The sequence below is a fragment of the Natronolimnohabitans sp. A-GB9 genome (genome assembly GCF_030848565.1).
GTDB lineage: Archaea > Halobacteriota > Halobacteria > Halobacteriales > Natrialbaceae > Natronolimnohabitans.
This window is the reverse complement of the sequence record NZ_JAVDDV010000001.1, coordinates 269,213-288,606: the sequence shown is the minus strand read 5'-3', so window position 1 is coordinate 288,606 and position 19,394 is coordinate 269,213. Positions and strand designations below refer to the sequence as shown.

Here is a 19,394-nt window from a genome sequence, read left to right as displayed (position 1 = left end):
CCCCGAGACCAGACATGAGCACGCAGGTACACGCCAATCTCACGGAGGAACAGGTACGCCAGATTTCGGGCGACTTAGACGAGCCCGACTGGCTCTTAGAGACGCGTCTCGAGGCCCTCGAGGCGCTCGAAGAACTGGAGATGCCCGACGTCATCCGGACGCCGGGTCGGGACTGGACGAATCTCCACGAACTCGACTACGAGTCGCTCGTGGATCCGCTGAACGCCGCCGAGGACAAAGACCAGCTCGGTCCCGACGAGGTCGACGTGCTCTCGTGGGCCGACGCGGTCGACGAACACGAAGCACTCCTCGAGGACCACTTCGGTTCCGTCGTCGATCCCCAGGAGAACTATCTGACGGCGCTGTCGACGGCGCTGTTTAGCACCGGAACGGTCGTCTACGTCCCTGAGGGCGTCGACGCTGAGGACGTCACCATCCGGACCGAGCAAAACTCCCGCTCGCTGTTTAACTACACGCTCGTCGTCACCGAGGAATCGTCCTCGGTCACGATCTTAGAGCGCCAGTCGACCGGCACCGAGCAGGACGAGCAGTACTACAGCGGGGTCGTCGAGATCGTCGCCGGCGAGAACAGTTCAGTCCAGTACGGTAGCCTCCAGAACCTCTCGGAGGACGCCTACAACTTCACCGTCAAGCGCGGCGAGACCGACACGTACGCCACGATCGACTGGATCGAGGCCAACCTCGGCACCCAGCTGACGAAGACGGAGGTCTCGACGGAGCTCAACGGCGACTCCTCCGAGACGCAGATCGTCGGCGCGTTCTACGGCCACAACGACCAGCACTTCGATCTCGACGCGAAGGTCTGGCACCGCGCCGAACACACCACCGCCGACCTCGTGACCCGCGGCGTCACCGACGACGTCGCCCGTTCGGTCTACGAGGGCGTCCAGGACGTCGGTCGCGACGCCTGGGACACCAGCTCCTACCAGCGTGAGAACACGCTGATGCTGTCCGACGACAGCGAGGCCGACGCCTCGCCGAAGCTGATCATCAACAACCACGACACCGAAGCGAGCCACTCCGCGACGGTCGGCCAGATCGACCAGGAGGATCTGCTGTATATGACCTCCCGCGGTGTCGACCCGCGCACCGCGCGTAACATGCTCGTCGAGGGCTTCTTCGTGCCCGTCTTAGAAGAGATCGCCGTCGACGAACTGCGCGAGGATCTCGAGGAACAGATCGCTGCACGTCTTCGCAAGCGAGAATAGACGCTCGAATCGAGCTCCTCTTTCCGTTCGCGTTTCGGCGTTCGTTCTGTCGACCCGTCATCGTCGCGTCTGACAACGACTTTTATAGGATGATCGGCTATCCGGAGACGATGCGGGCCCTCACCATCGAACTCGAGGACGAAACCGTCGACGCACTCGAGGCCGAGCGGGAACTGTTCGGCTTCGAGAGCCGGGGGGCGTACGTCCGGTGGATCATCGCGAACCGTGGCTCGATCGAAGCCGAGCGCGAGCCCGATCACGACGTAAAGCAGGATCGGGTGCTTACCGACCACGGCGAGCGCATCGCACGACTCGAAAAACGAGTCGCGGTCCTCGAAGAGACGGTCGAGGTCGCCGGCGACGGGAGGGCTGAGACACGGGCGTCCGACGAGCCTGCCGAATCCGACGAGCGGACGGTACGCGGCGAGTCGACCGGAACGGATTCCAACTCGAGTCGAGCACGGAGCGGCGACGACCAGCCACTGTCGCGGGAGAGACGACCGCGACGGGACGGCACGGCCGAGGCGACGGCGGACCGCGAGCCGGAACTCGAGGTCCGTGGCGCACCGAGAACGGTTCGACAGGGGCCGGACTCACGAATCCGACCGGACGAGAACGAACGGACGGCGTCGGTAGACGGGACGGAGACAGGTGACGGTGACCGTTCGAACGAAGACGACGCGAAACGAACCGCGGTGGATTCGGGTCCGGAGTCGGTGGACCGGTCCCCGTCGGCGTCGGGCAGACCGGCCCCGATCTCCCCGGAACGCGTCGCGCGGATCCCGGAGGACCCGGTCCACGAGGACGCCGGCGTCCTCGGGAGCGTCGAAGCCGAGCGACTCGACGAACTCTCCCGGCGTGCGGTCGCCACGACACGAAAGCGACTCGACAGGGACGTCCAGACCGGCCTCGAGTACGCGTCCTCGACCCGACTGACCGGCGGCGGCGTCCGTCCTGGCGAGGATATCGCCGACCTCGACGAGCTGTCGATTCCGGGCCGATCGGCCGAGACACTCGAGAAGCGACGCCACGCCGTCGGCCGTGCGCTGGCGTACCTCCGGGACGAGGGACGTGCACGCCGGTCCGATTTCGTCGACGCGCTCTATGGCGAGTGTCCCGCCGGCTACGAGACAGCCGATAGCTGGTGGGAATGCGTCAAAACGGGGCTCAAACAGGTCGAGGCGGTCGAGGGCGGTGAAGGGGCACGCGTCTGGCGATTTCGTGACTGATACTGTCGGACAGCAGTCAGTGCGCGGTCGGTCGCGAACGCGCGGCCGTCACCGTCGGGACGGCCGCAGTCGCGCGACCGATCGTCGAATCGTGCTGTCCAACAGTATGACCTCCGACCGGTCGCCGTGGCGTTACCGGACCACGCGAGTAGGGAGCGTTAAGTATCAGCGGCCCGGACGAACTGGTATGAGTCTGGGACAGCGCGTCTCGAGCGACCACCAGTTGACCCGACTACTCCAGATCGGGGTCGTACTGGAGGAGGTCGTCGAGTCACGCGCCGCCCACCACCTCGACTCGCTCCCGCCGGCCGAACGGGACGCGCTCGACGAGGAGGTACGCGAGTTGCTCGAGGAGGCCGCCGCGGAGTCGGCCGACCACCGCGAGCGACTCGAGGCGCTGATCGACGAGCTCGACGCCGATACCGTTTCCTACGAAGAGATCAACGCACTGGTCGACGCCCGTTACGGGCCGCCGGAGGACACCGACGGCGTCCTCTACGACCAGTTGGCAAACGAGGAGACGGCCTACAAGTTCTACGACGATCTGATCGAGGCGATAGAGGCCTCCGAAGGGGAGTTCGCTATCGATCGCGATCGGCTGCTCGAGACGCTGTACGACATCCGCGAAGAAGAAAAAGAGGGCGTCGAAGAAGTGACCGAGATAATGGAACGGAGAGCATGATCGGGGCAGTGGCGACTGTACCAGCAAAACGAACGCGAACGCGAGCGCGTTCGGGCACACACTCTCACGATTCGTCACGACCCCTCGTGACACCACTAAACGTGAACCGGGCCGTTCAGGGAACACACACGGCGGCAGATAGCTACGGAGGAACGCGATGAACACGGCAGACCAATATCTCAAGGCAATCTATCTCGCACAGCGGATCGAGGACGGCCCCGCGTCGACCGGCACGCTCGCGGACATCCTCGAGGTCAGTCCAGCCAGCGTCAACGAGATGGTCGGCAAACTCGAGGACCGCGGACTCGTCGACCACGAGAAGTACAAGGGTGCGAGCCTCACCGAGGAGGGACTCGAGCGGGCCCACGACGCCCTCCAGACGTACTGTATCATCGAACGGTTCCTCGCGAACGTCCTCGAGGTCGAGGAGTTTCGGGAGGAAGCCCGCGCCCTAGAGAGTGTCATCGACGACACCGTCGCCGAGCGCCTCGATACGATCATCGACCGGCCCGGGGAGTGTCCGGACTGTTTCGACCCCGAGCGGGACTACTGTGAGCGACTCGAGGCCGGTACCGACGGCGGTGCCGACTGATCCGGTGTGACGAGTTCCTGACACGAGCGCTGCCTATCCTGTGAGCACGCCGGAACTCATGTACTGATCACTCATCTCTGGAACCGGATTCGCCGAACCGAACGTATCGTCGGCCCACGAGTGCGGCGAGCGCGAGTACAACGATGACCGTAACGCTGACGCCGAATGGGAGCGTCCATCGGCCGTCGCCCGTCCAGTCGTCCTCGAAGACGGTCGCGTAGTAGTTCGCGACCGCCTCCCCGTGGAGCGCAAGGAGCACTTCCCGATTGTTCTCGAAGGCGTTTGCGTTCCAGTTTGCGCTGCCGACGACGGCGACCTCGCGGTCGACGACGACGCCCTTGGCGTGGATCTTCTCGAAGCGGTCGGTTTCCTCGACGAGGGCGACCTCGAGTGAGAGTGACTCGGCGGCAGCGAGTTCCTCGAGGTCGCTGGCCAGCGCGGCGTTTTCGTCCTCGTGGTACCACGTCGAGTCGAGGAGGATCGTAACGTCGACACCGCGGCGGGCCGCCTCGATCGTCTCCTCGAGGACGGCGGCGTCGGCATCGATACTGGCTTGCTTGACGAGGATCTCCTCGTCGGCCCCGGCGAGAAGCTCCGTCAGCTGCGTCTCGGCGTTGTCGGGCGCGACGAGCAGTTCGGCGGTCTCGACGGGGACCGTCTCCGGTTCGTGTTCGGTTGGGTACGACCGGGACGGCGCCACGTCGCCGTCGTCCTCGACGAACGTGGCGTCGGACAGAAAGGCAGTTCCGGAGTCGGTGTCCCAGCCGCCGTAGTCGGCCGCAAACACCGCTGCGAGGTCGCCCGCGAGCGTCTCGTCCTCGAGGACGACCCCCCAGCCGCGGCTCCCCTCGCCGCCGACGCCTGCTGGCTTCCAGTTCTCGGTGGTGACGATGACGCGGTCGTCGGCGACGGCGTACTTCGGGTGGTGGTATCGATAGCGAGCCCCTTCACCGCCGATCGCGCGAACCTCGACGTCGCCAGCCGTGAGCGTCTCGAGGACGTCCTCGGTCGCCGCCGGCGTCCCGCCGACGGGGCCGGACTCGACGAGGACCCTGACGTCGACGCCACGGTCGGCGGCTGCGACGAGGTCGTCGGCGATCGTCTCGGACGTGATCGTGTAGCCGGCGACCAGAAGGCGCTCGTCGGCCTCGTGGATCGCCTCCCGTGGTGTCTCTGGTCCGTCAGGAAGGACGAACGCCGTCGCCGCGTCGACGTCGGCCGTCGAGACCGGGAGACAGGTCCCACCGCGTGGATGCCACGTTCCCTCGGCGGGCGTCTCGACGGCCGCGTCGCCGTCGCTATCGCTTCGGTACCACCGTTCGGCCAGCGGTGCGCGGTCGTAGGCGACCGTATCGACCGTCGTCGTCTCGTTTCGCAGTTCGAGTTCGTCACCGTCTGCGGCCAGCCGGACGTGGCCCTCGAGTTCGTAGACGGGGTCGTCGGTCAGCTCCGCAGTGACGGTTGGTTCGAGACTCAACGCGACGCGACCGGAGACAGTCTCGTTTGGGAAGGTCGCGGTCGTGTGACCGTCAGTGAGCGTCCAGTTCCCGAGAGTCGTCTCGGCGGGCACCTCGAGGACGAGATACTCGCCGACGTTGTCACGGATCGTCGGGTTCGGGTAGAGTTCGACGATGCGTGGCTCCGTTGGAGTGGTATTCGAGCCCGTATCGTTCCCCTCGATCGGCTCGGTTACAGCACGGGGACAGGTGGGCTCGGTCTCGAGCGGGGTGGGAGAAACTGTAGACGCGCTCACTTCGTCGCCACTGAACGTGGGAGGAGACGTCGCCTGGAGCATCGCTCCGCCGGTACAGAGCGTGAGGCCGACGAGCGCGACGAGGACGACCGGCCGTGGATCCATCGCCCGCTCTGGGCGCCTGATAGTACGTAAACTCTCGGACCGAAAATCGAATCGTCGCTACGTCGCCGGCTCGAGTGTCGCCTTCTCGGCCTCTGCCTGGACGAGATACGCCCGGTCGTCGCGATACTCGGCGACGATCTCGAGGGCGCGTTCGGTACCGATCTGGTTGAGCGCCCAGGCGGCGCTGGCTCGGGCGCGGTTCGCGTCGTCCTCGGCGAGAACGTCGGCGAGGGGATCGATCGCGCGAGTGTCGCCGATCAGACCGAGCGCGCGAGCGGCCCAGCTGCGCACGTCTGGGTTGTCGGCAACCAGCTGCTGAGCGATCGGTTCGACGGCGTCTTCGGCGCCGATCTCACCGAGCGCACGGAACGACGGCTGCTGGAGCGTCGGGTTGGAGTCGACGTAGTCGAGTACGGTGTCGACGACCTCGTCGTCTTCGACGCCGATCTTCCCGAGGATGCGCATGGCCGCCTCGTCACGCCGGTTTGCCTTCTGGAGCATCGGATCGATGGCCTCCTCGGGTCCCATCCGCTCTAAGGCCTCGAGACAGTGTTCCTCCATGTACTCGGAGTCGAAGGTCTCGTAGGCGAGCAAGATCATGTCGACGTTACCACGTTTCTCGTGGACCTTGAGCGCGTGCCACTCCGGAGGATAGTCCTTGACGTGGTCGAGGACGTCGTAGAACCCTTCCCGGCGCAGTTGCTCGCGGACCTCGAGGTCGGTCCACTCGGTCGCGTCGTCGATATCCGACTCGAGGGCGTCCGTGGCCTCGAGGAGCGTGGCGATCCGCTCGGCGTCGTCGTCGGGATCGAGTCCCGCTGCCTCGACGGCGTCGGCCGCCGCATCGAGCGTCGCGTCGAGTTGGTCGGCGACGTTCTCGCCGTCGCTGCGCAGTGTGACGGAGGTTCCGAGAACGTCGTTGAGATCGTCGAGGAACGCCTCGACGGCCTCGTTCAGTTCGGTGTTCCCCTCTTCGGTCCAGCGGGTGCCCGTGATCGTGGCGCTGGCGCCGTCGATCTCGCCGACGACGTCCTCGGCATAGGGACCGCGCTGGTCCTCCAGATCGGACTCGAGGTCGGAAACGTCGCTCTCGATGTCGTCGTACCGGTCCTGGAGCTCCTCTTCGGGTGTGGTCTCGTCTTCGTCTTCCTCGTCTTCGTCCTCGGGTTCGGGCGGCTCCGGAATCTCGACCGCCTCCAGGTCTTCCTGCAGGGAGTCGATGTCCGCCTCGACGACGTCTAGGTCGTCTTCCGTCTCGGCGGCGTCGAGATCCGACTCGAGGTCGTCGACCTCGCCCTCGAAGCGCTCGAGAGAGTCACGGATGGCCTCGAGATCGACCGGTTCCTCCGCTCCGTCCTCGGCTGCCTCGTCATCGCTCATGGTACCACCTGGAGTTGGTGATGACGCCGACGCGTGGCAGTGTGCATATCCTACGGTCGTCCAAGCAGCGCCCTAAGCGTTTCCATGCACGTCGGGTTCCGGCGATGCCGGGTCCTCGCGCCAGTAGAACAACGGACTGAGCGTCATGTAGGCGATACCGAGTGTCAACAGCGCGTAGGGGAAGGTTCGACCCGCGAACTCGGGGATGAGAATCGCGAGTACGTGGACGACACCCATGAGTGCTGCATCACGGGCGAGCAAGTCGGGATACTCGATGCGAGAGACCATCAGATAACAGAACGCCCCGGTCACCGCGAGGACGAGCCACGGATGCGTTTCGCCGGCGAGGATCGCCGCACCGAGAATCGTCGCCGCGAGCGTCGTCTGGATACCTTCGGTGTAGCTACCGGAGACGTCGTAGGCCGTGTACATCCCGAGACGGGTGACGGCCATGGCGACGAACAACGCACAGACTGCCGTGACGAGCAACAGTTCGCCAGTGATCACGAGCGCGCCGGTGGCCGGATCGAAACCGCCCTCGAGGCCGTCAGTAACGACGACGAACGCGAGGACGGCAGGAGCGACTGCGAAGGAGGCGACGTCGGCCAGCGAGTCGAGATACGGCCCGGCGTCGGTACCGCCATAGCGGCGCGCAAGGATTCCGTCGAGGCCGTCCGCGACGGCCGCAAGGAGGATGAGTCGGGCGGCTAAATCGATGTCGACGAACGCGACGACGACGGCGATAAACCCCAGAGCAGCGTTAGCGATCGTCACCGCGTCGGCGACGCCGAGACGCCCGACGAACCGGGGAAGCATACTCGCGGATTCGGCCGGGAGGTACCTTACGTGTTTTCGTTTCCACACGGCACACCCACCGTTCCCAGTTTCGAGGATCGAACCGGGGCGGTTATACCGCGATGTTCCCAAGCCATCTGTATGAATCGGCGCGTCTATCTCGCCGCCGTCGGCTCCGCTGCTACCGCCGGGCTGGCGGGCTGTTCGACCGTCATGGGTACCTTCACCGACGACGACGGCGAACCCTGCAGTGGCGACGAGTGTGACATCGGGATGTCCCGCAACGAGTTCCTTCCCGCCGAGTACGAGGCGACCGTCGGCGAGACCGTAGTCTGGAAGAACACGAGCGGTGCCCTCCATACGGTAACGGCCCGTGAAAGCAGCCTGCCGGAGGGTGCCGACTACTTCGCTTCCGGCGGATACGACGACGAAGAGACCGCTATCGATGCCTGGCACACGTACCAGGGCGGCAAAATCGACGTCCGTGAGACGTACGAACACACCTTCGAGGTGCCCGGTGAGTACACCTATATCTGTGAGCCTCACGTCAACGGCGGCATGATCGGGACGGTCGTCGTCACCGACTGATACGGACTGCTGTGCGAATGTCCCGCTGATCGCCACTCTCTCGCCGTTCGAATCGGGTCGACGTTCCGCTTCGGGTCGATACCCGTTCGGATTCGCCGACGATAAGCGCCGTGTACAGCGTTACGAACTCCCGATAAGAATTACTTCTGACTCGAGTACCATCCTCTAATTATCTGTTTCTGGATAATATGTGAGAGTGTACCGAACTGCCGATTATGGGACGATATAGCGTTTCAACGTCGATATGTCACTCGATCGTTGGGGAAGACTTGACACACAGCGATAAGAAACCTCCATGTTTATGCATCAGGCTGATGGTGGTTTACGTATATGTCCGAAACCGGGGCGGAGACCCGTCCGCTGGGCCGACAGCTTCCCGACCCAACGACAGCGTCGAACGTTCGGTACAACCCGTCGCTCGAGGAACTTCGTGAACTCGCGGCCGACGAAGAGACGACGACCGAGTTCGGGTCGCCGTCGTACGTCAGCGAGTATCGATCGCGAAGCTCCGACCGGACGAAAAACACCGTCGACGACGAGTTCACCGCCGATGATCACGCACTCGTCGACGACGCGATCGACCGCGCGGGCGACCGCGAGATGCTCTGTGTCGATCGCCTGATGGGACGCCACCCTGACGCGACCTTCTGTTGCCGCCTGTTCGTTCCCGTCGATCACGCCCGTATCGCGCTGGCGTGGGCGAACCTGTTCGAGCCGACCGACGGCCGAGAGCCGGACCTGTACACCGTCCAGGATCCCGACTACGACGAGACTGCGATCCGCGTGCTCCCCGACGAGGGCGTCACCGCCGTGTTGGGCAGCGACTACACCGGCGAAGCCAAGAAGTCGTTCCTCCGGCTGTTCATGTTCCGGATCAAAGAACAGGGTGGACTGGGCCTTCACGCCGGCAGCAAGCGCGTCCGCGTCCGCGACGACGATGACGAACTGCGTACCGTCGGACAGGTGTTCATGGGGCTTTCGGCGACCGGCAAGTCGACACTCACCTCCCACGGCTGCTGGCTCGAGGAGCCCGAAGACGCGTCGATGCTCCAGGACGACGTCTGTGGCCTCCTGCCCACCGGCTCCGTCGCTGGCAGCGAGGGCAAGGGTCTGTTCATCAAGACGATCGGACTCGGCGAGGACGAACAGCCCGAACTCTACGACGCAGCGACCGACGAGTCGGCGATCTTAGAGAACGTCGCGGTCGACGACGACGGCACGGTCCACTTCGACGAGGACCGTTACACGTCGAACTCACGGGCGATCGTCCAGCGCGATTGTCTCGAGAGTGCCGACGAGGAGATCGACCTGGATCGGATGGATCAGGTCTTTTTCATCACGCGCAACCCCCTGATGCCGCCGGTCGCGAAACTCTCCGAGGAACAGGCCGCCGTCGCCTTCATGCTCGGTGAGTCGATCGAGACCAGCGCCGGTGACCCGTCCCGTGCGGGCGAGTCGATCCGCGTCGTCGGGACCAACCCGTTCATCATCGGTCCGGAAGGCGAGGAAGGAAACATCTTCCGTGACCTCATCGACGAACTGGACGTCGAGTGTTACGTCATCAACACGGGCTATCTCGGCGAGAAGTCCAAAGACGTCGGCGTCGAGGAGTCGGTGACGATCCTCACTGAGGCCGCACGCGGCCGGATCGAGTGGACCGACGACGACCGCACGTCGCTGACCATCCCCGAGACCGTCCCCGGACTGGACATCGAGGAGTACTACGTCCCCGATCACGTCGACGACTACGACGAGGCCGTCGCGGAGCTACGGGCCGAACGACGCGAGTATCTCGAGCAGTTCGACGAACTTCGCGAGGAGATCAAAGCCGCCGTCTACTGATCGGAGCCAACCGACATTGTGTCGGTAGCCGAACCGCTGTCGGACGTATCTCCCCACCCGTCGAATCGACGCTTTCTCCCCGATCCGACCGAAACGCTATTTACTCGATACGGAGTTATCGCTATATGGATTGGCAAGATCTGATCTTTCTCGGTGGGAGTTTGCTGACGGTCGTCGTGTTGCTCCCGACGATACGCGATCTCGAGGCACGGATTCCGCTCGAGACGAGTCTCCCGAAGGTCGGCCTCGCGATCGTCTACATAGGTAGTAGGCAGAGTGCCCCGGGCCACCGTGCCCGGGGCTGAATGCCGTCACTCAGTGCACCTCTCACTGCTGGTCTGTAGTTTTATAATGGATTATCCAAATGATAGACATATGCAAGAGGCAGAGCTCACCCACTCGCTGTCGTTCGGTCTCGACAGTACTGAGGGTGAGCCTGCCAACTTGCGTGAGGCGTCGCTTGAAGCCAGACGTATCCGTAACGAAGTCAACCGTCTCGACCGGCAAGGGTGGGACTGGGACGACATCGAAACCCCAATCACTGAGCGCGCTAACCACGTCAAAAACACCACCCAACAACTCATCGATAAGGCTCTCCAAGAGATCGAAACTTACCACGAACACAAAGACGCCGATCGTCTTGACTGGGGTCGCCCGCGAACGTACATCGATGAACCGTACCCAGTGCGGATGAATCACAACGAAGGGTACGCGCTTACACTCAACGAAAATGGAGAGGTTGCGTTCCGCATCAGTTACAAACCGTACAACTACGTTCGCGGCACTCTCCAAGGCAGCCCAGATCACCGTGAACGAGTGAAGACCGCACTTACCAGTGATGACTGGCGTGTTGGAACTGCCGAACTCGTGTACAAACACGACGAATGGCGTCTTCACGTCACCACCACGCACGAAACGCACACAGTTGCCTCACCAGAGACCGCTGACACAATCGTCGGTATCGATATTAACGAAGACTGCATTGCACTCGCCGCCCTGACCCGTAATGACGGCGTCATCGATTCCACGGTAATCGAATATCCTGATATCAAACGGGTCCGTCACGGGTTCTTCACGAAGCGCAAGCGCATGCAAGAGGCAGGCCAGAGTGCGATGGATGCGGTAGTGCAGACTGAGGAACGGGACTTCGTTCACGATCAGCTTCACAAGGTTTCACGGGACGTGGTCGAGTGGCTCTCGCAATTCGAGAATCCAGTTGTTGTCTTTGAGGACCTCAAAGACATGCGAGAGGACATCGACTACGGCACCAGAATGAACCGACGCCTCCACAGCCTCCCGTTCAACAAACTCCGCAACTTCATCTCGTACAAAGCTGCCTGGAACGGTATCCCAAGCCAAATCGTTGATCCAGAATATACGAGTCAGCGCTGCCCATGCACTGACTGCCTACACAAAGTTCGTGCGAACCGCAGGAAGAAGCGGTTCAAGCGTACGGATTGTTCGTTCCAGGATCATGCAGATCGGAAAGCAGCAGTGTGCGTAGTGCAGGAGTGGTTGTGGGATAGAGATGAGAATGTGCCGTCTCTCAACACCCTTCCAAAAGTGAAGAAGGTGAGACGGACGGTATCGGGCCCTGGTGGAGGGGCCGACCCTCACGGACCAGTATGTGGTTCGGGTGTTCATCGCCGCGGAAAGGCGACACAAGCCTCAGTCAAGGGGCAAGTGCGAGGGGAATCAAAGTCCGTTGCGTCAGCAGTGCAAGACTAAACACGGACGCCGCGGGCCACCTCGCCCGCGGTACTTCACACGCTCGGAATGACGTTCTCTGCGATCGGATTGCTGGCGACGTCGGTCGTGTGGATGCTGATCGCGTGGTACAAATCGCCGCTGGCGGGACGACTCCAGTCGATCGAAACTGCGGGCCTCGTGTTCGGTCGAACGACGGCCGCCGACGCGAGACGCCAGTTCGGGGACGACGACGATCAGTTCTGATACGGACTACTGTCCCGCTACCACTTCGTTTTGCAACTGGAGTTTTGAATTTACGATAGTGATACACAAAAGTGGGCCAGAAATTGGGCTACAAGAATAATGTTATATGCGTCCAGTTCCCATATCGGGTAATGAGTACGAAAGTACGAACACCCTCGGTCCGCGTCTGTGAACGCTGTGGCCGCGCAGAACGATGGGACGACGACCTCGAGGCCTGGCAACTCGCCCGCGAAGACGGCGAGAAGCAGGTCGGCAATCCACATTGCCTCCACGAGTGGGACATCAACGGAACGTTCAATCCCGTCGCAGACCCCGAGTGATCGGTCAAGCGGTGGCTGCCGGCCGCCAGTGATCGATCGAAGCCCGCCGGTTCGAGTCGCTGTTTTGGAGTCGCTACTGCAATCGCTACGTATCTGATCGCCGGACGGCGTCGTGATCGGGAGTGTGGTCGGCGGGACAGCGATACAGCAGCCCGGATGAACGTCGGGGCGCTTTTCCCTGTCTCGAGCGTAGCTACCGCCGAGCATGCCGACCGTCTACATCACGGCACCGCCGGAAGACGCCGACGGAATCGCCGAAGCGCTCGTCGACGAGCGACTCGCGGCCTGTGTCAACCGGCTGTCGACGACCTCGACGTACCGCTGGGAGGGCGAGATCCACCACGACGACGAGGCCGTCCTGCTCGCGAAGACGACCGACGACGCTTACGACGACCTCGTCGACCGCGTCACCGAACTCCACCCATACGACGTCCCGTGTATCGAACGCTTCGACGAGAGCCACGTCCTCGAGTCGTTCGCCGAGTGGCGAGCGAAGTCCGTCGAGTGATACGGACTGCTGTCCCGCCGATCGCCGACCCCGCCCTGGCGATCGGCGGTACGTGACGACAGTAGAACGTATGATACTGTCGGACAGCAGTCACGCACCCCAGACCACGCTGCTGTGACACCATATCACAGGCGTAACTGCGCGAAAAAGCAACCCTTAAAACTCGCGCACGGGTTGTGACGGGTATGGCTGGAACCATCGAAGTGCTCGTTCCGGGTGGCCAGGCCAACCCTGGCCCACCGCTCGGTCCCGAGCTCGGACCGACGCCCGTCGACGTACAGGCGGTCGTCCAAGAGATCAACGACCAGACCGAAGCTTTCGACGGCACCGAAGTCCCCGTCACCGTCGATTACGAGGACGACGGCTCCTTCGAAATCGACGTCGGTGTACCGCCGACGGCCGAACTGGTCAAAGACGAGGCCGGTTTCGAGACCGGCAGCGGCGAACCTCAGGAGGACTTCGTCGCTGACCTGTCGGTCGATCAGGTCAAACAGATCGCCGAGCAGAAACACCCTGACCTGCTCGCCTACGACGTCAAAAACGCCGCGAAGGAGGTCGTCGGTACCTGTGCCTCGATGGGTGTCACCATCGAGGGCAACGACGCCCGCGAGTTCAAGAAGCGAGTCGACGACGGCGAGTACGACGACGTGCTGGCCGAAGGCGCTGAAGCGTAATCGTCACGACTCGAGTTTTCTGCGATTTATGTGCGACCCATAGTTCGCAAGCGACGCGTATCGCCTGCGAACCGCGCGAGGACGTCGAGGTTGTGGGCGACAGCGACGAGTTCGTCGGCCGCGAGTTCGCACCGCCGTCGCTCGAGCCACCGCGTTCGCTCGTCGGCATCGAGCCGGTCGGGAACGAACGCCGCGGTCGCGTTCTCGATCGTCTCGAGCAGATGAGAGACGACGACGCGTTCCCGCGCCGGATAACCCATCCCGTCGCCGTCGCCCTCATCGGCGCCGCCGGCCGGACGAACGACCCAGTCCGAGCCACCGGCCGCGAGGACGTCCCAGCCGCGTGCCGGAAGCGTCGTCAGGAGGGCCTGACCCGCCCGACTGCTCCCTCCGTCCCGGATCTCGTCCATGTGGCGGTGATACCAGCGCTCGAGGCGCTCGTCGAGTGGATCCCGCGGCGCGAACGACGTGCCGCCGTCGAAGGTAATCGGTGCGTAGAGCACGCCATCGGGCGCGAGCAGGTCTTCGACGGCCGGAATCGCGGTCTCGAGATCGACGAGGTCGAAGAACGCGGCACCGAGTACCGCATCGGCTCGGTCGTCGATCGCGAACCCGTCGGCCGTCTCGAGGGTGATCTCGAGTCGTCGATCGTCGTCACGGGCGACGAACGTCGTCGTACCGGGCCGGTCCCGGTGTTTGGCTTCGATCTCGTATCCGGCGGCAGCTACCCACTCGGGCACTCGCTCTCGAGCGTAGTCGATACAGGCCGGATCCCGGTCGACGGCGCGGTAGGAGACCCGATCCGGCAGCGCGTCTCGTGTGACCAGGCGGCCGATCATCGTGCCGACGCCGGCACCGAGTTCGACGATCCGAACCGGTTCCTCGCGGGTCGCCAGTTCGTTCGCGAACCGATCGAATGTGTGGCGATTCAGCGCGCGGTCGTCGACGGTGCGTTTGGCCGCCAGGTAGGCGAGTTTCGACTCGTTCATCCCGGCTCACCCCTCCCATCGTCGAACGAGTTCGACGCCCCCTCGAGCCGACACCGGCGCCGACAGAACGTCCGTACCCGCTCGAGGGTTTCCTCCCAGGCCGGGTGTGCCGCTGCGGTACGAAGCGCCGCAGTACCCAGTGACGCGAGGCGGTCGCGATCGGCTGCGAGAGTCTCGAGTCGAGCCGCGAGGGCAGCCGGGTCCGTCGAATCGACGACGGCGCCGTTTCGCCCGTCGGCGACGAACTCGCTTGCGCCGCCGACGTGACCCGCGATCGGGACGACGCCGTACTCCATCGCCTCGAGGTAGACCATGCCGAAGCTCTCGTAACGTGAGGGGACGGCGAGGACGTGGGATCGCTCGAGGAGCGACTCGAGGGCAGCGGTTTCGAGACGCCCCCTGAACGCCACTCGGTCGTCCAGCCCGCGTTCGTCGGCCAGCGCGCGAGCACGCCGGACGTACGCGGGATCGGCGTCGAGATCACCGACGACGGTCAGTCGCCAGTCGTCGATCGCGCCATCGGCCCGACAGAGCGCCTCGAGCAGCGTCGTCAGCTGCTTTCGCGGGACGACTGTACCCACGTAGACGAGTCGGAACGGCGTCGATCGGGCACGCGCGTCGACGGTGGGAGCCGACAGCGCCGCATCCTCGTGGCGGCCCCCCGGAGGTGCGACGAGCGTCGGGATCTCGTCGTTGATGAGCGCTAGCACTCGCTCGCGCGTGTCCGCGCTCGGACAGACGATTCCATCGACGGTCTCGAGGTACCGTCGCTCCCGCCGCCGAACCACGGGGTCGTCGACCGCGGGATCGCCGGCCTGTAGGAGATGCACGATCGACAGAACTGCCGTCGGTTCGGTGAGGTGCCGATTGTGCTCGACCAGCGTCGGGTAACAGAGTTCGTCCTGCAGGAGCACGTCGTACGGTCTATCGAGTCGATCGTGAACGACCGCATCGGACGGCGTCTCAGTCTCCCCGTCGAGGCTTGCTGCCGTTTCGGTCGGTAACTGCGACAGCGAGGTCACGTCGACCTCGTCCCCACGTCGCTCGAGCGCCGCGACGAGCTTGCGGTCGTACCGGTAGCCGCCCGACGTTTCCTCGAGATCGCCGTCGATCACCAGTCCGATATTCATGGGGTCAGAGCGGTCGTTCGTGGGCCACGCGGGCTACGTCGTCTTCCTCGATCTCGATTCGGAGTTCGGTGACGCCGTCGGGCTCGAGACGCTCGAGTAGCCGATCACCGAACGCGCGGGCGAACCGTTCTGCACTCGGATTCACGCCCTCGAACGCCGGGAGGTCGTTGAGCGTGCGGTCCCGATAATAGTCGGCGAGGTCGTCCATCGCCGCGGTCAGGTCGTCGATGTCGAACAGGTACTCGTACTCGCCGAGTTCGGGGCCGCGGAAGGTCGCTTCGATGGTAAAGTGATGTGAGTGTAACTCGCCTTCGGGACCGGGATTCGGGACGGTCAGGTAGTGTTGGGCGACGAGGGATCGGGAAACCGAAACCGCGTACATGGACGGCGATACGACGGCGACGGGCTAAGTTCCCAGGCCGGTATCGCATCGAGTGATACTGTCGGACAGCAGTCCGTATCAGTCGTAGGTCAACACCACCTGAATCGCCTCGCCCGGCCGGTTCTCGAGCATCTCGTAGGCGTTGCCGGCGTCCTCGAGTGGAATCTCGTGGGTGACGAGCGAGGCGACCTCGAGGCGCTCGAGCCAGTCCCAGGTGAGTTCGTGTCGCCGCTTGCGAGACCAGCGACCGGAGAGGCGGGGATCGATCGTGCTCACTTGACTACTCCGGACCTCGATCCGATCGCGGTGAAAGCGTCCGCCGAGGTCGAGTGTCGCCGGCTTCGTCCCGTACCACGAGCCCACGAGGACGCGACCGTCGAAGCCGGTCGCCGCGATGGCGTCGTCGAGGGCGTCGGGATCGCCAGAGAGTTCGTAGGTCAGATCGGCTCGCCCGCCGGCAGCTCCCTCGACGGCGTCGGGGATCGAACAGTCGTCGGGGTCAAGCACCCGGTCGGCGCCAAACGCCCGCGAGCGCTCCCGTCGGTTGGCGTACGGTTCGAGCGTGACAAGCGTCTCGAGGGGACTCTCGGCGAGCAGCGCCGTCGTCAACAGACCGACGGTCCCCTGGCCGAAGACGGCCGCGTGCTCGCCCAGCAGCGGTTCGCCGTCGAGCAGGAAGGTGACAGCCGTCTCGAGATTGGCAAAGAGCGTCGCCGCTCGCGGCGAGACGCCGTCGGGAACAGTCAGCAGGGTCTCCGGACGGGCCAGAAAGTGACTCTCGTGGCCGTTGTACGCGAAGACGGTCCGGCCACGCCACGCCGTGTCGACGTCGTCTCCGACAGCGGTGACCTCGCCGACCGCGGCGTAGCCGTACTGGAGCGGAAAGGAGAGATCGCCGTCGACCGTCTCGAGTTCCTCGTCGGCCGGGAGCTCCTTGGGGGCCTCACCGCGGTAGATCAACCCCTCAGTGCCGGCGCTGATCGCCGATGCCGTCGCTCGAACGCGGACCTCGGCTGGCCCGGGCTCCGGAACGGGACGGGATCTGACGGCGACCGTCCGCGGGGCCGTAAAATAGAGCGATCGCGCACTCATCGAGACTCGCCTCGCGGTCGTCGACTGCCGCCCGAACGCCGCCTGCGGTACCGATCGATCACGATGAGACGTCGTTCACTGGGGAGCCACTTGATCGTTCGTGCGAGTTTCCGGACGCTAAATTCGACCGCACGACGGCCTGGAATCGCACTCTGTGGCATTTCCGGCGCCGACACGACGGGAACCGGCGACGTGAGCCGGAGCCAGATCCCTACTCGACGCCGACTCGACCGGTAACGGCCAGCCAGTCCCAGCCGAAGTTCGCCAGAAACGGCACGAGAACGAGCGTCGCGAACGCGCGCGAAACACCGTCACTGAGGATCGGCAGCAGGGCGAGCCACACCGCGACCATCGCGAGCGCACCGAGGGGGCGTCGAAGCGGGTTCGGGGGTAGTTCGTAGACCGGCCGGTTTCGACGCCGCCGCCACAATCGGCCGGCGACGAACAGATATCGTGCACCGGCGACGGCCAGAAAGACGACCGGAAGCGCCCCGTCGACGACGGCGACAAGTGTTCCCACGAGCACGACCAGCCCGTCGATTTCGACGTCGAGTCGCGAACCGAGGTCGGTGACACTGTCGGTCGCCCTGGCGAGGACGCCATCAAAGGCGTCGAGCGCGGCCGCGACGGCGAACAGCGCTGCCGGGACCCACGCGCCCGTCCCCGACGGCAAGCCCGTCGCGGCGAATCCGGCGAGGACGGCGACCGCGCCGCCGCGAGCGAGCGTCACCCACGTCGCGAGCGTTACCGGCTGCTCGCGACGAGCATCGGCACGGCCCCACCCCTCGAGCAGGCCGACCACGAGCAGCGACTCGAGACCGAGGACGACGCCGACGGCGACGAGAAATCCAGCCGTCGGACCGTCGGGCCACAGCGACGCGAGCACGACCAGCGCGAGCGCGACCAGCGCGGCGTTGCCGGCGGTGACGCGACTCCAGCGGGGCAGCGCTCGCGCTCGCTCGAGTGGACTATCACTCACGGCGGTAGAGCACCACCAGAACGACGAGGAGCAACGCTTGTGCGACCTTGTCGACGGCGCCGGCAACCGAGAGGTCGCCGACGCTCGCGGGCTGGTTGACGACGTACCAGAGCACGATCTGGGCGGCGGTAAACGGGATTCCGAGCAGGTAGACGGTTCGCCGTCGATAGTCGATCAGGACGAAGGCGATTCCGAGACAGAACCCGGCGGTCGCGACGAGGAAGGCAGCCCCCATCCAGTGGGGGAGAAATCCGATTCCGAGGAGCAGGTGAACGAGCGCGGTCACGAGCGCCAGTCCGATTCCGATCCAGTGCAGTACCGAGAGGGACTCGAGAGCGAGGGAGTGGCTATCGTCGGACGTCGCCATACGAGGGCGGCCAACGGCAGCGGAAAAACGTCTTTCGTCGGTTTGAGTCGAGGTGGGGTGTCTCGTATCGATGGCTCGTTTCCGTGCTGATGGGCGTCAGATCTTGTTCGCTGGCGGAACGGTCCGTTCGTCCGGCCGACTGGCGCTGCCGGAGCCGACGATCACGCGGACGCCGGCGCCGACGCCGAGCGCGCCGACGAGGACCGCAGCGGCAGCCGTCGCGAGCAGGGAGAACCCGACGAGTCCGGCGAGAACGCTGCCGATCACGGCGCCGATCCAGAGCCGATCACGACCGAACTGTGCCGCAAGCGAGCGGCCGATCGCGACGAACCCAAGTACCGTCAACACCGGCACGATCGTCCCGCCGACCACGACCATCGGAACCCCGAAGAACGTTCCCAAACTGGTGCCGATGAACACGTAGCCGGCGCTCGTGAGCCCAACGACGACGAGCAGACTCGGCAGTCCGATACAACTCGAGATGACTGGGCTTTGCCGCGCCTTCGAGACGGTCCGTGGTCCGTACTCCTGGAGCAATCCGAGGACGACTAACGCGGCGACGAGCGTCACGCCGAACTGTAGTCCCGCCCGCTCGAGCCCCGTCAGAGCCTGATACGTCTCGAACCTGCCCTCGGCGACCGCCAGCGGTATAGCCGATCCGAATTCTGTTTTAATAAAGGGATATAAATCTAATGGCCGCATACAGGATAGTTATAAAATCACTCTACATAGTAGTTTCGAAACGTGTTGTCTTAGCTATAATACTACGTGTCGAGTTCGACGGCTCGTCTTGAGGGCTCGTTCG

At 64.1% G+C, this 19,394-nt stretch carries 22 protein-coding genes; 12 read left to right on the top strand and 10 right to left on the bottom strand.

From position 1 onward, the window contains the following. Positions 1-14: 14 nt before the first annotated feature. The 4 genes from sufD to RBH26_RS01395 all read left to right on the top strand — a co-directional run bounded on the left by sufD (position 15) and on the right by RBH26_RS01395 (position 3,732). Positions 15-1,229 carry a Fe-S cluster assembly protein SufD gene (gene sufD / locus RBH26_RS01410; protein WP_306756071.1) on the top strand — a complete coding sequence of 405 codons (1,215 nt, stop codon included), beginning with the start codon at positions 15-17 and terminating at the stop codon, positions 1,227-1,229. 110 nt (positions 1,230-1,339) lie between these two features. Then, positions 1,340-2,458: a hypothetical protein gene (locus tag RBH26_RS01405; protein ID WP_306756070.1), complete on the top strand. Its 1,119-nt coding sequence runs from the start codon at positions 1,340-1,342 to the stop codon at positions 2,456-2,458. Between the two features lie 187 nt (positions 2,459-2,645). Next, positions 2,646-3,140 carry a ferritin-like domain-containing protein gene (locus RBH26_RS01400; RefSeq protein ID WP_306756069.1) on the top strand — a complete coding sequence of 165 codons (495 nt, stop codon included), beginning with the start codon at positions 2,646-2,648 and terminating at the stop codon, positions 3,138-3,140. Between the two features lie 157 nt (positions 3,141-3,297). Beyond that, entirely contained in the window at positions 3,298-3,732 is a 435-nt protein-coding gene (locus tag RBH26_RS01395; protein ID WP_306756068.1) for a metal-dependent transcriptional regulator, read from the top strand. A gap of 67 nt (positions 3,733-3,799) precedes the next feature. On the opposite strand, the gene RBH26_RS01390 is transcribed toward RBH26_RS01395, so the two are convergent. The 3 genes from RBH26_RS01390 to RBH26_RS01380 form a co-directional block, all read right to left on the bottom strand. Then, the gene (locus RBH26_RS01390; protein ID WP_306756067.1) at positions 3,800-5,590 is read right to left on the bottom strand and encodes a phospholipase D-like domain-containing protein; all 1,791 of its coding nucleotides are present in this window, start codon (positions 5,588-5,590) and stop codon (positions 3,800-3,802) included. A gap of 57 nt (positions 5,591-5,647) precedes the next feature. Then, positions 5,648-6,970: a HEAT repeat domain-containing protein gene (locus tag RBH26_RS01385; RefSeq protein WP_306756065.1), complete on the bottom strand. Its 1,323-nt coding sequence runs from the start codon at positions 6,968-6,970 to the stop codon at positions 5,648-5,650. Between the two features lie 72 nt (positions 6,971-7,042). Next, positions 7,043-7,786: a protein sorting system archaetidylserine synthase gene (locus tag RBH26_RS01380; protein WP_306756064.1), complete on the bottom strand. Its 744-nt coding sequence runs from the start codon at positions 7,784-7,786 to the stop codon at positions 7,043-7,045. Between the two features lie 120 nt (positions 7,787-7,906). Between RBH26_RS01380 and RBH26_RS01375 the strand changes: the two genes are divergently transcribed. From RBH26_RS01375 to RBH26_RS01340, 8 genes are all read left to right on the top strand, one after another. After that, positions 7,907-8,353 carry a plastocyanin/azurin family copper-binding protein gene (locus RBH26_RS01375; RefSeq protein ID WP_306756062.1) on the top strand — a complete coding sequence of 149 codons (447 nt, stop codon included), beginning with the start codon at positions 7,907-7,909 and terminating at the stop codon, positions 8,351-8,353. A 330-nt stretch (positions 8,354-8,683) separates the two neighbouring features. Beyond that, positions 8,684-10,195: a phosphoenolpyruvate carboxykinase (ATP) gene (locus RBH26_RS01370; protein ID WP_306756061.1), complete on the top strand. Its 1,512-nt coding sequence runs from the start codon at positions 8,684-8,686 to the stop codon at positions 10,193-10,195. 125 nt (positions 10,196-10,320) lie between these two features. Then, the gene (locus RBH26_RS01365) at positions 10,321-10,500 is read left to right on the top strand and encodes a hypothetical protein (RefSeq protein WP_306756060.1); all 180 of its coding nucleotides are present in this window, start codon (positions 10,321-10,323) and stop codon (positions 10,498-10,500) included. Between the two features lie 70 nt (positions 10,501-10,570). Further along, the gene (locus RBH26_RS01360) at positions 10,571-11,923 is read left to right on the top strand and encodes a transposase (protein WP_306756059.1); all 1,353 of its coding nucleotides are present in this window, start codon (positions 10,571-10,573) and stop codon (positions 11,921-11,923) included. A gap of 48 nt (positions 11,924-11,971) precedes the next feature. Next, on the top strand, positions 11,972-12,148 hold the full coding sequence (locus RBH26_RS01355; RefSeq protein ID WP_306756058.1) for a hypothetical protein: 177 nt from the start codon (positions 11,972-11,974) through the stop codon (positions 12,146-12,148). A gap of 131 nt (positions 12,149-12,279) precedes the next feature. Beyond that, positions 12,280-12,468: an HEWD family protein gene (locus tag RBH26_RS01350; RefSeq protein ID WP_306756057.1), complete on the top strand. Its 189-nt coding sequence runs from the start codon at positions 12,280-12,282 to the stop codon at positions 12,466-12,468. 205 nt (positions 12,469-12,673) lie between these two features. After that, the gene (gene cutA, locus RBH26_RS01345) at positions 12,674-12,976 is read left to right on the top strand and encodes a divalent-cation tolerance protein CutA (RefSeq protein WP_306756055.1); all 303 of its coding nucleotides are present in this window, start codon (positions 12,674-12,676) and stop codon (positions 12,974-12,976) included. A gap of 185 nt (positions 12,977-13,161) precedes the next feature. Further along, positions 13,162-13,650, top strand: a complete 489-nt coding sequence (locus RBH26_RS01340) for a 50S ribosomal protein L11 (protein WP_306756054.1) — start codon at positions 13,162-13,164, stop codon at positions 13,648-13,650. 26 nt (positions 13,651-13,676) lie between these two features. Here the strand turns inward: RBH26_RS01340 and RBH26_RS01335 are convergent, their stop codons facing one another. The 7 genes from RBH26_RS01335 to RBH26_RS01305 all read right to left on the bottom strand — a co-directional run bounded on the left by RBH26_RS01335 (position 13,677) and on the right by RBH26_RS01305 (position 19,291). Beyond that, on the bottom strand, positions 13,677-14,639 hold the full coding sequence (locus tag RBH26_RS01335) for a class I SAM-dependent methyltransferase (RefSeq protein WP_306756052.1): 963 nt from the start codon (positions 14,637-14,639) through the stop codon (positions 13,677-13,679). Next, positions 14,636-15,769, bottom strand: coding sequence for a glycosyltransferase family 4 protein (locus RBH26_RS01330; RefSeq protein WP_306756051.1), 1,134 nt, complete (start codon positions 15,767-15,769; stop codon positions 14,636-14,638). Before RBH26_RS01330 ends, RBH26_RS01335 begins: the two co-directional genes overlap by 4 nt. Positions 15,770-15,773: 4 nt before the next feature. Beyond that, positions 15,774-16,151: a 6-carboxytetrahydropterin synthase gene (locus RBH26_RS01325; RefSeq protein WP_306756049.1), complete on the bottom strand. Its 378-nt coding sequence runs from the start codon at positions 16,149-16,151 to the stop codon at positions 15,774-15,776. A gap of 78 nt (positions 16,152-16,229) precedes the next feature. Beyond that, complete coding sequence (locus tag RBH26_RS01320) at positions 16,230-17,243, bottom strand: zinc-binding alcohol dehydrogenase (protein WP_306756048.1); 1,014 nt, start codon at positions 17,241-17,243, stop codon at positions 16,230-16,232. A 211-nt stretch (positions 17,244-17,454) separates the two neighbouring features. Continuing rightward, positions 17,455-18,222 carry a CDP-alcohol phosphatidyltransferase family protein gene (locus RBH26_RS01315; RefSeq protein WP_306756047.1) on the bottom strand — a complete coding sequence of 256 codons (768 nt, stop codon included), beginning with the start codon at positions 18,220-18,222 and terminating at the stop codon, positions 17,455-17,457. Continuing rightward, positions 18,215-18,589 (bottom strand): hypothetical protein, encoded by a 375-nt coding sequence (locus tag RBH26_RS01310; protein ID WP_306756046.1) that lies wholly within the window; start codon positions 18,587-18,589, stop codon positions 18,215-18,217. Before RBH26_RS01310 ends, RBH26_RS01315 begins: the two co-directional genes overlap by 8 nt. A gap of 96 nt (positions 18,590-18,685) precedes the next feature. Further along, on the bottom strand, positions 18,686-19,291 hold the full coding sequence (locus RBH26_RS01305) for a hypothetical protein (RefSeq protein ID WP_306756045.1): 606 nt from the start codon (positions 19,289-19,291) through the stop codon (positions 18,686-18,688). Positions 19,292-19,394 lie beyond the last annotated feature (103 nt).

Bases quoted from the DNA above. Each gene is read 5' to 3' on its own strand.
- sufD (WP_306756071.1), top strand. From the start codon at position 15: ATGAGCACGCAGGTACACGCCAATCTCACGGAGGAACAGGTACGCCAG.
- RBH26_RS01405 (WP_306756070.1), top strand. From the start codon at position 1,340: ATGCGGGCCCTCACCATCGAACTCGAGGACGAAACCGTCGACGCACTC.
- RBH26_RS01400 (WP_306756069.1), top strand. From the start codon at position 2,646: ATGAGTCTGGGACAGCGCGTCTCGAGCGACCACCAGTTGACCCGACTA.
- RBH26_RS01395 (WP_306756068.1), top strand. From the start codon at position 3,298: ATGAACACGGCAGACCAATATCTCAAGGCAATCTATCTCGCACAGCGG.
- RBH26_RS01390 (WP_306756067.1), bottom strand. From the start codon at position 5,590: ATGGATCCACGGCCGGTCGTCCTCGTCGCGCTCGTCGGCCTCACGCTC.
- RBH26_RS01385 (WP_306756065.1), bottom strand. From the start codon at position 6,970: ATGAGCGATGACGAGGCAGCCGAGGACGGAGCGGAGGAACCGGTCGAT.
- RBH26_RS01380 (WP_306756064.1), bottom strand. From the start codon at position 7,786: ATGCTTCCCCGGTTCGTCGGGCGTCTCGGCGTCGCCGACGCGGTGACG.
- RBH26_RS01375 (WP_306756062.1), top strand. From the start codon at position 7,907: ATGAATCGGCGCGTCTATCTCGCCGCCGTCGGCTCCGCTGCTACCGCC.
- RBH26_RS01370 (WP_306756061.1), top strand. From the start codon at position 8,684: ATGTCCGAAACCGGGGCGGAGACCCGTCCGCTGGGCCGACAGCTTCCC.
- RBH26_RS01365 (WP_306756060.1), top strand. From the start codon at position 10,321: ATGGATTGGCAAGATCTGATCTTTCTCGGTGGGAGTTTGCTGACGGTC.
- RBH26_RS01360 (WP_306756059.1), top strand. From the start codon at position 10,571: ATGCAAGAGGCAGAGCTCACCCACTCGCTGTCGTTCGGTCTCGACAGT.
- RBH26_RS01355 (WP_306756058.1), top strand. From the start codon at position 11,972: ATGACGTTCTCTGCGATCGGATTGCTGGCGACGTCGGTCGTGTGGATG.
- RBH26_RS01350 (WP_306756057.1), top strand. From the start codon at position 12,280: ATGAGTACGAAAGTACGAACACCCTCGGTCCGCGTCTGTGAACGCTGT.
- cutA (WP_306756055.1), top strand. From the start codon at position 12,674: ATGCCGACCGTCTACATCACGGCACCGCCGGAAGACGCCGACGGAATC.
- RBH26_RS01340 (WP_306756054.1), top strand. From the start codon at position 13,162: ATGGCTGGAACCATCGAAGTGCTCGTTCCGGGTGGCCAGGCCAACCCT.
- RBH26_RS01335 (WP_306756052.1), bottom strand. From the start codon at position 14,639: ATGAACGAGTCGAAACTCGCCTACCTGGCGGCCAAACGCACCGTCGAC.
- RBH26_RS01330 (WP_306756051.1), bottom strand. From the start codon at position 15,769: ATGAATATCGGACTGGTGATCGACGGCGATCTCGAGGAAACGTCGGGC.
- RBH26_RS01325 (WP_306756049.1), bottom strand. From the start codon at position 16,151: ATGTACGCGGTTTCGGTTTCCCGATCCCTCGTCGCCCAACACTACCTG.
- RBH26_RS01320 (WP_306756048.1), bottom strand. From the start codon at position 17,243: ATGAGTGCGCGATCGCTCTATTTTACGGCCCCGCGGACGGTCGCCGTC.
- RBH26_RS01310 (WP_306756046.1), bottom strand. From the start codon at position 18,589: ATGGCGACGTCCGACGATAGCCACTCCCTCGCTCTCGAGTCCCTCTCG.
- RBH26_RS01305 (WP_306756045.1), bottom strand. From the start codon at position 19,291: ATGCGGCCATTAGATTTATATCCCTTTATTAAAACAGAATTCGGATCG.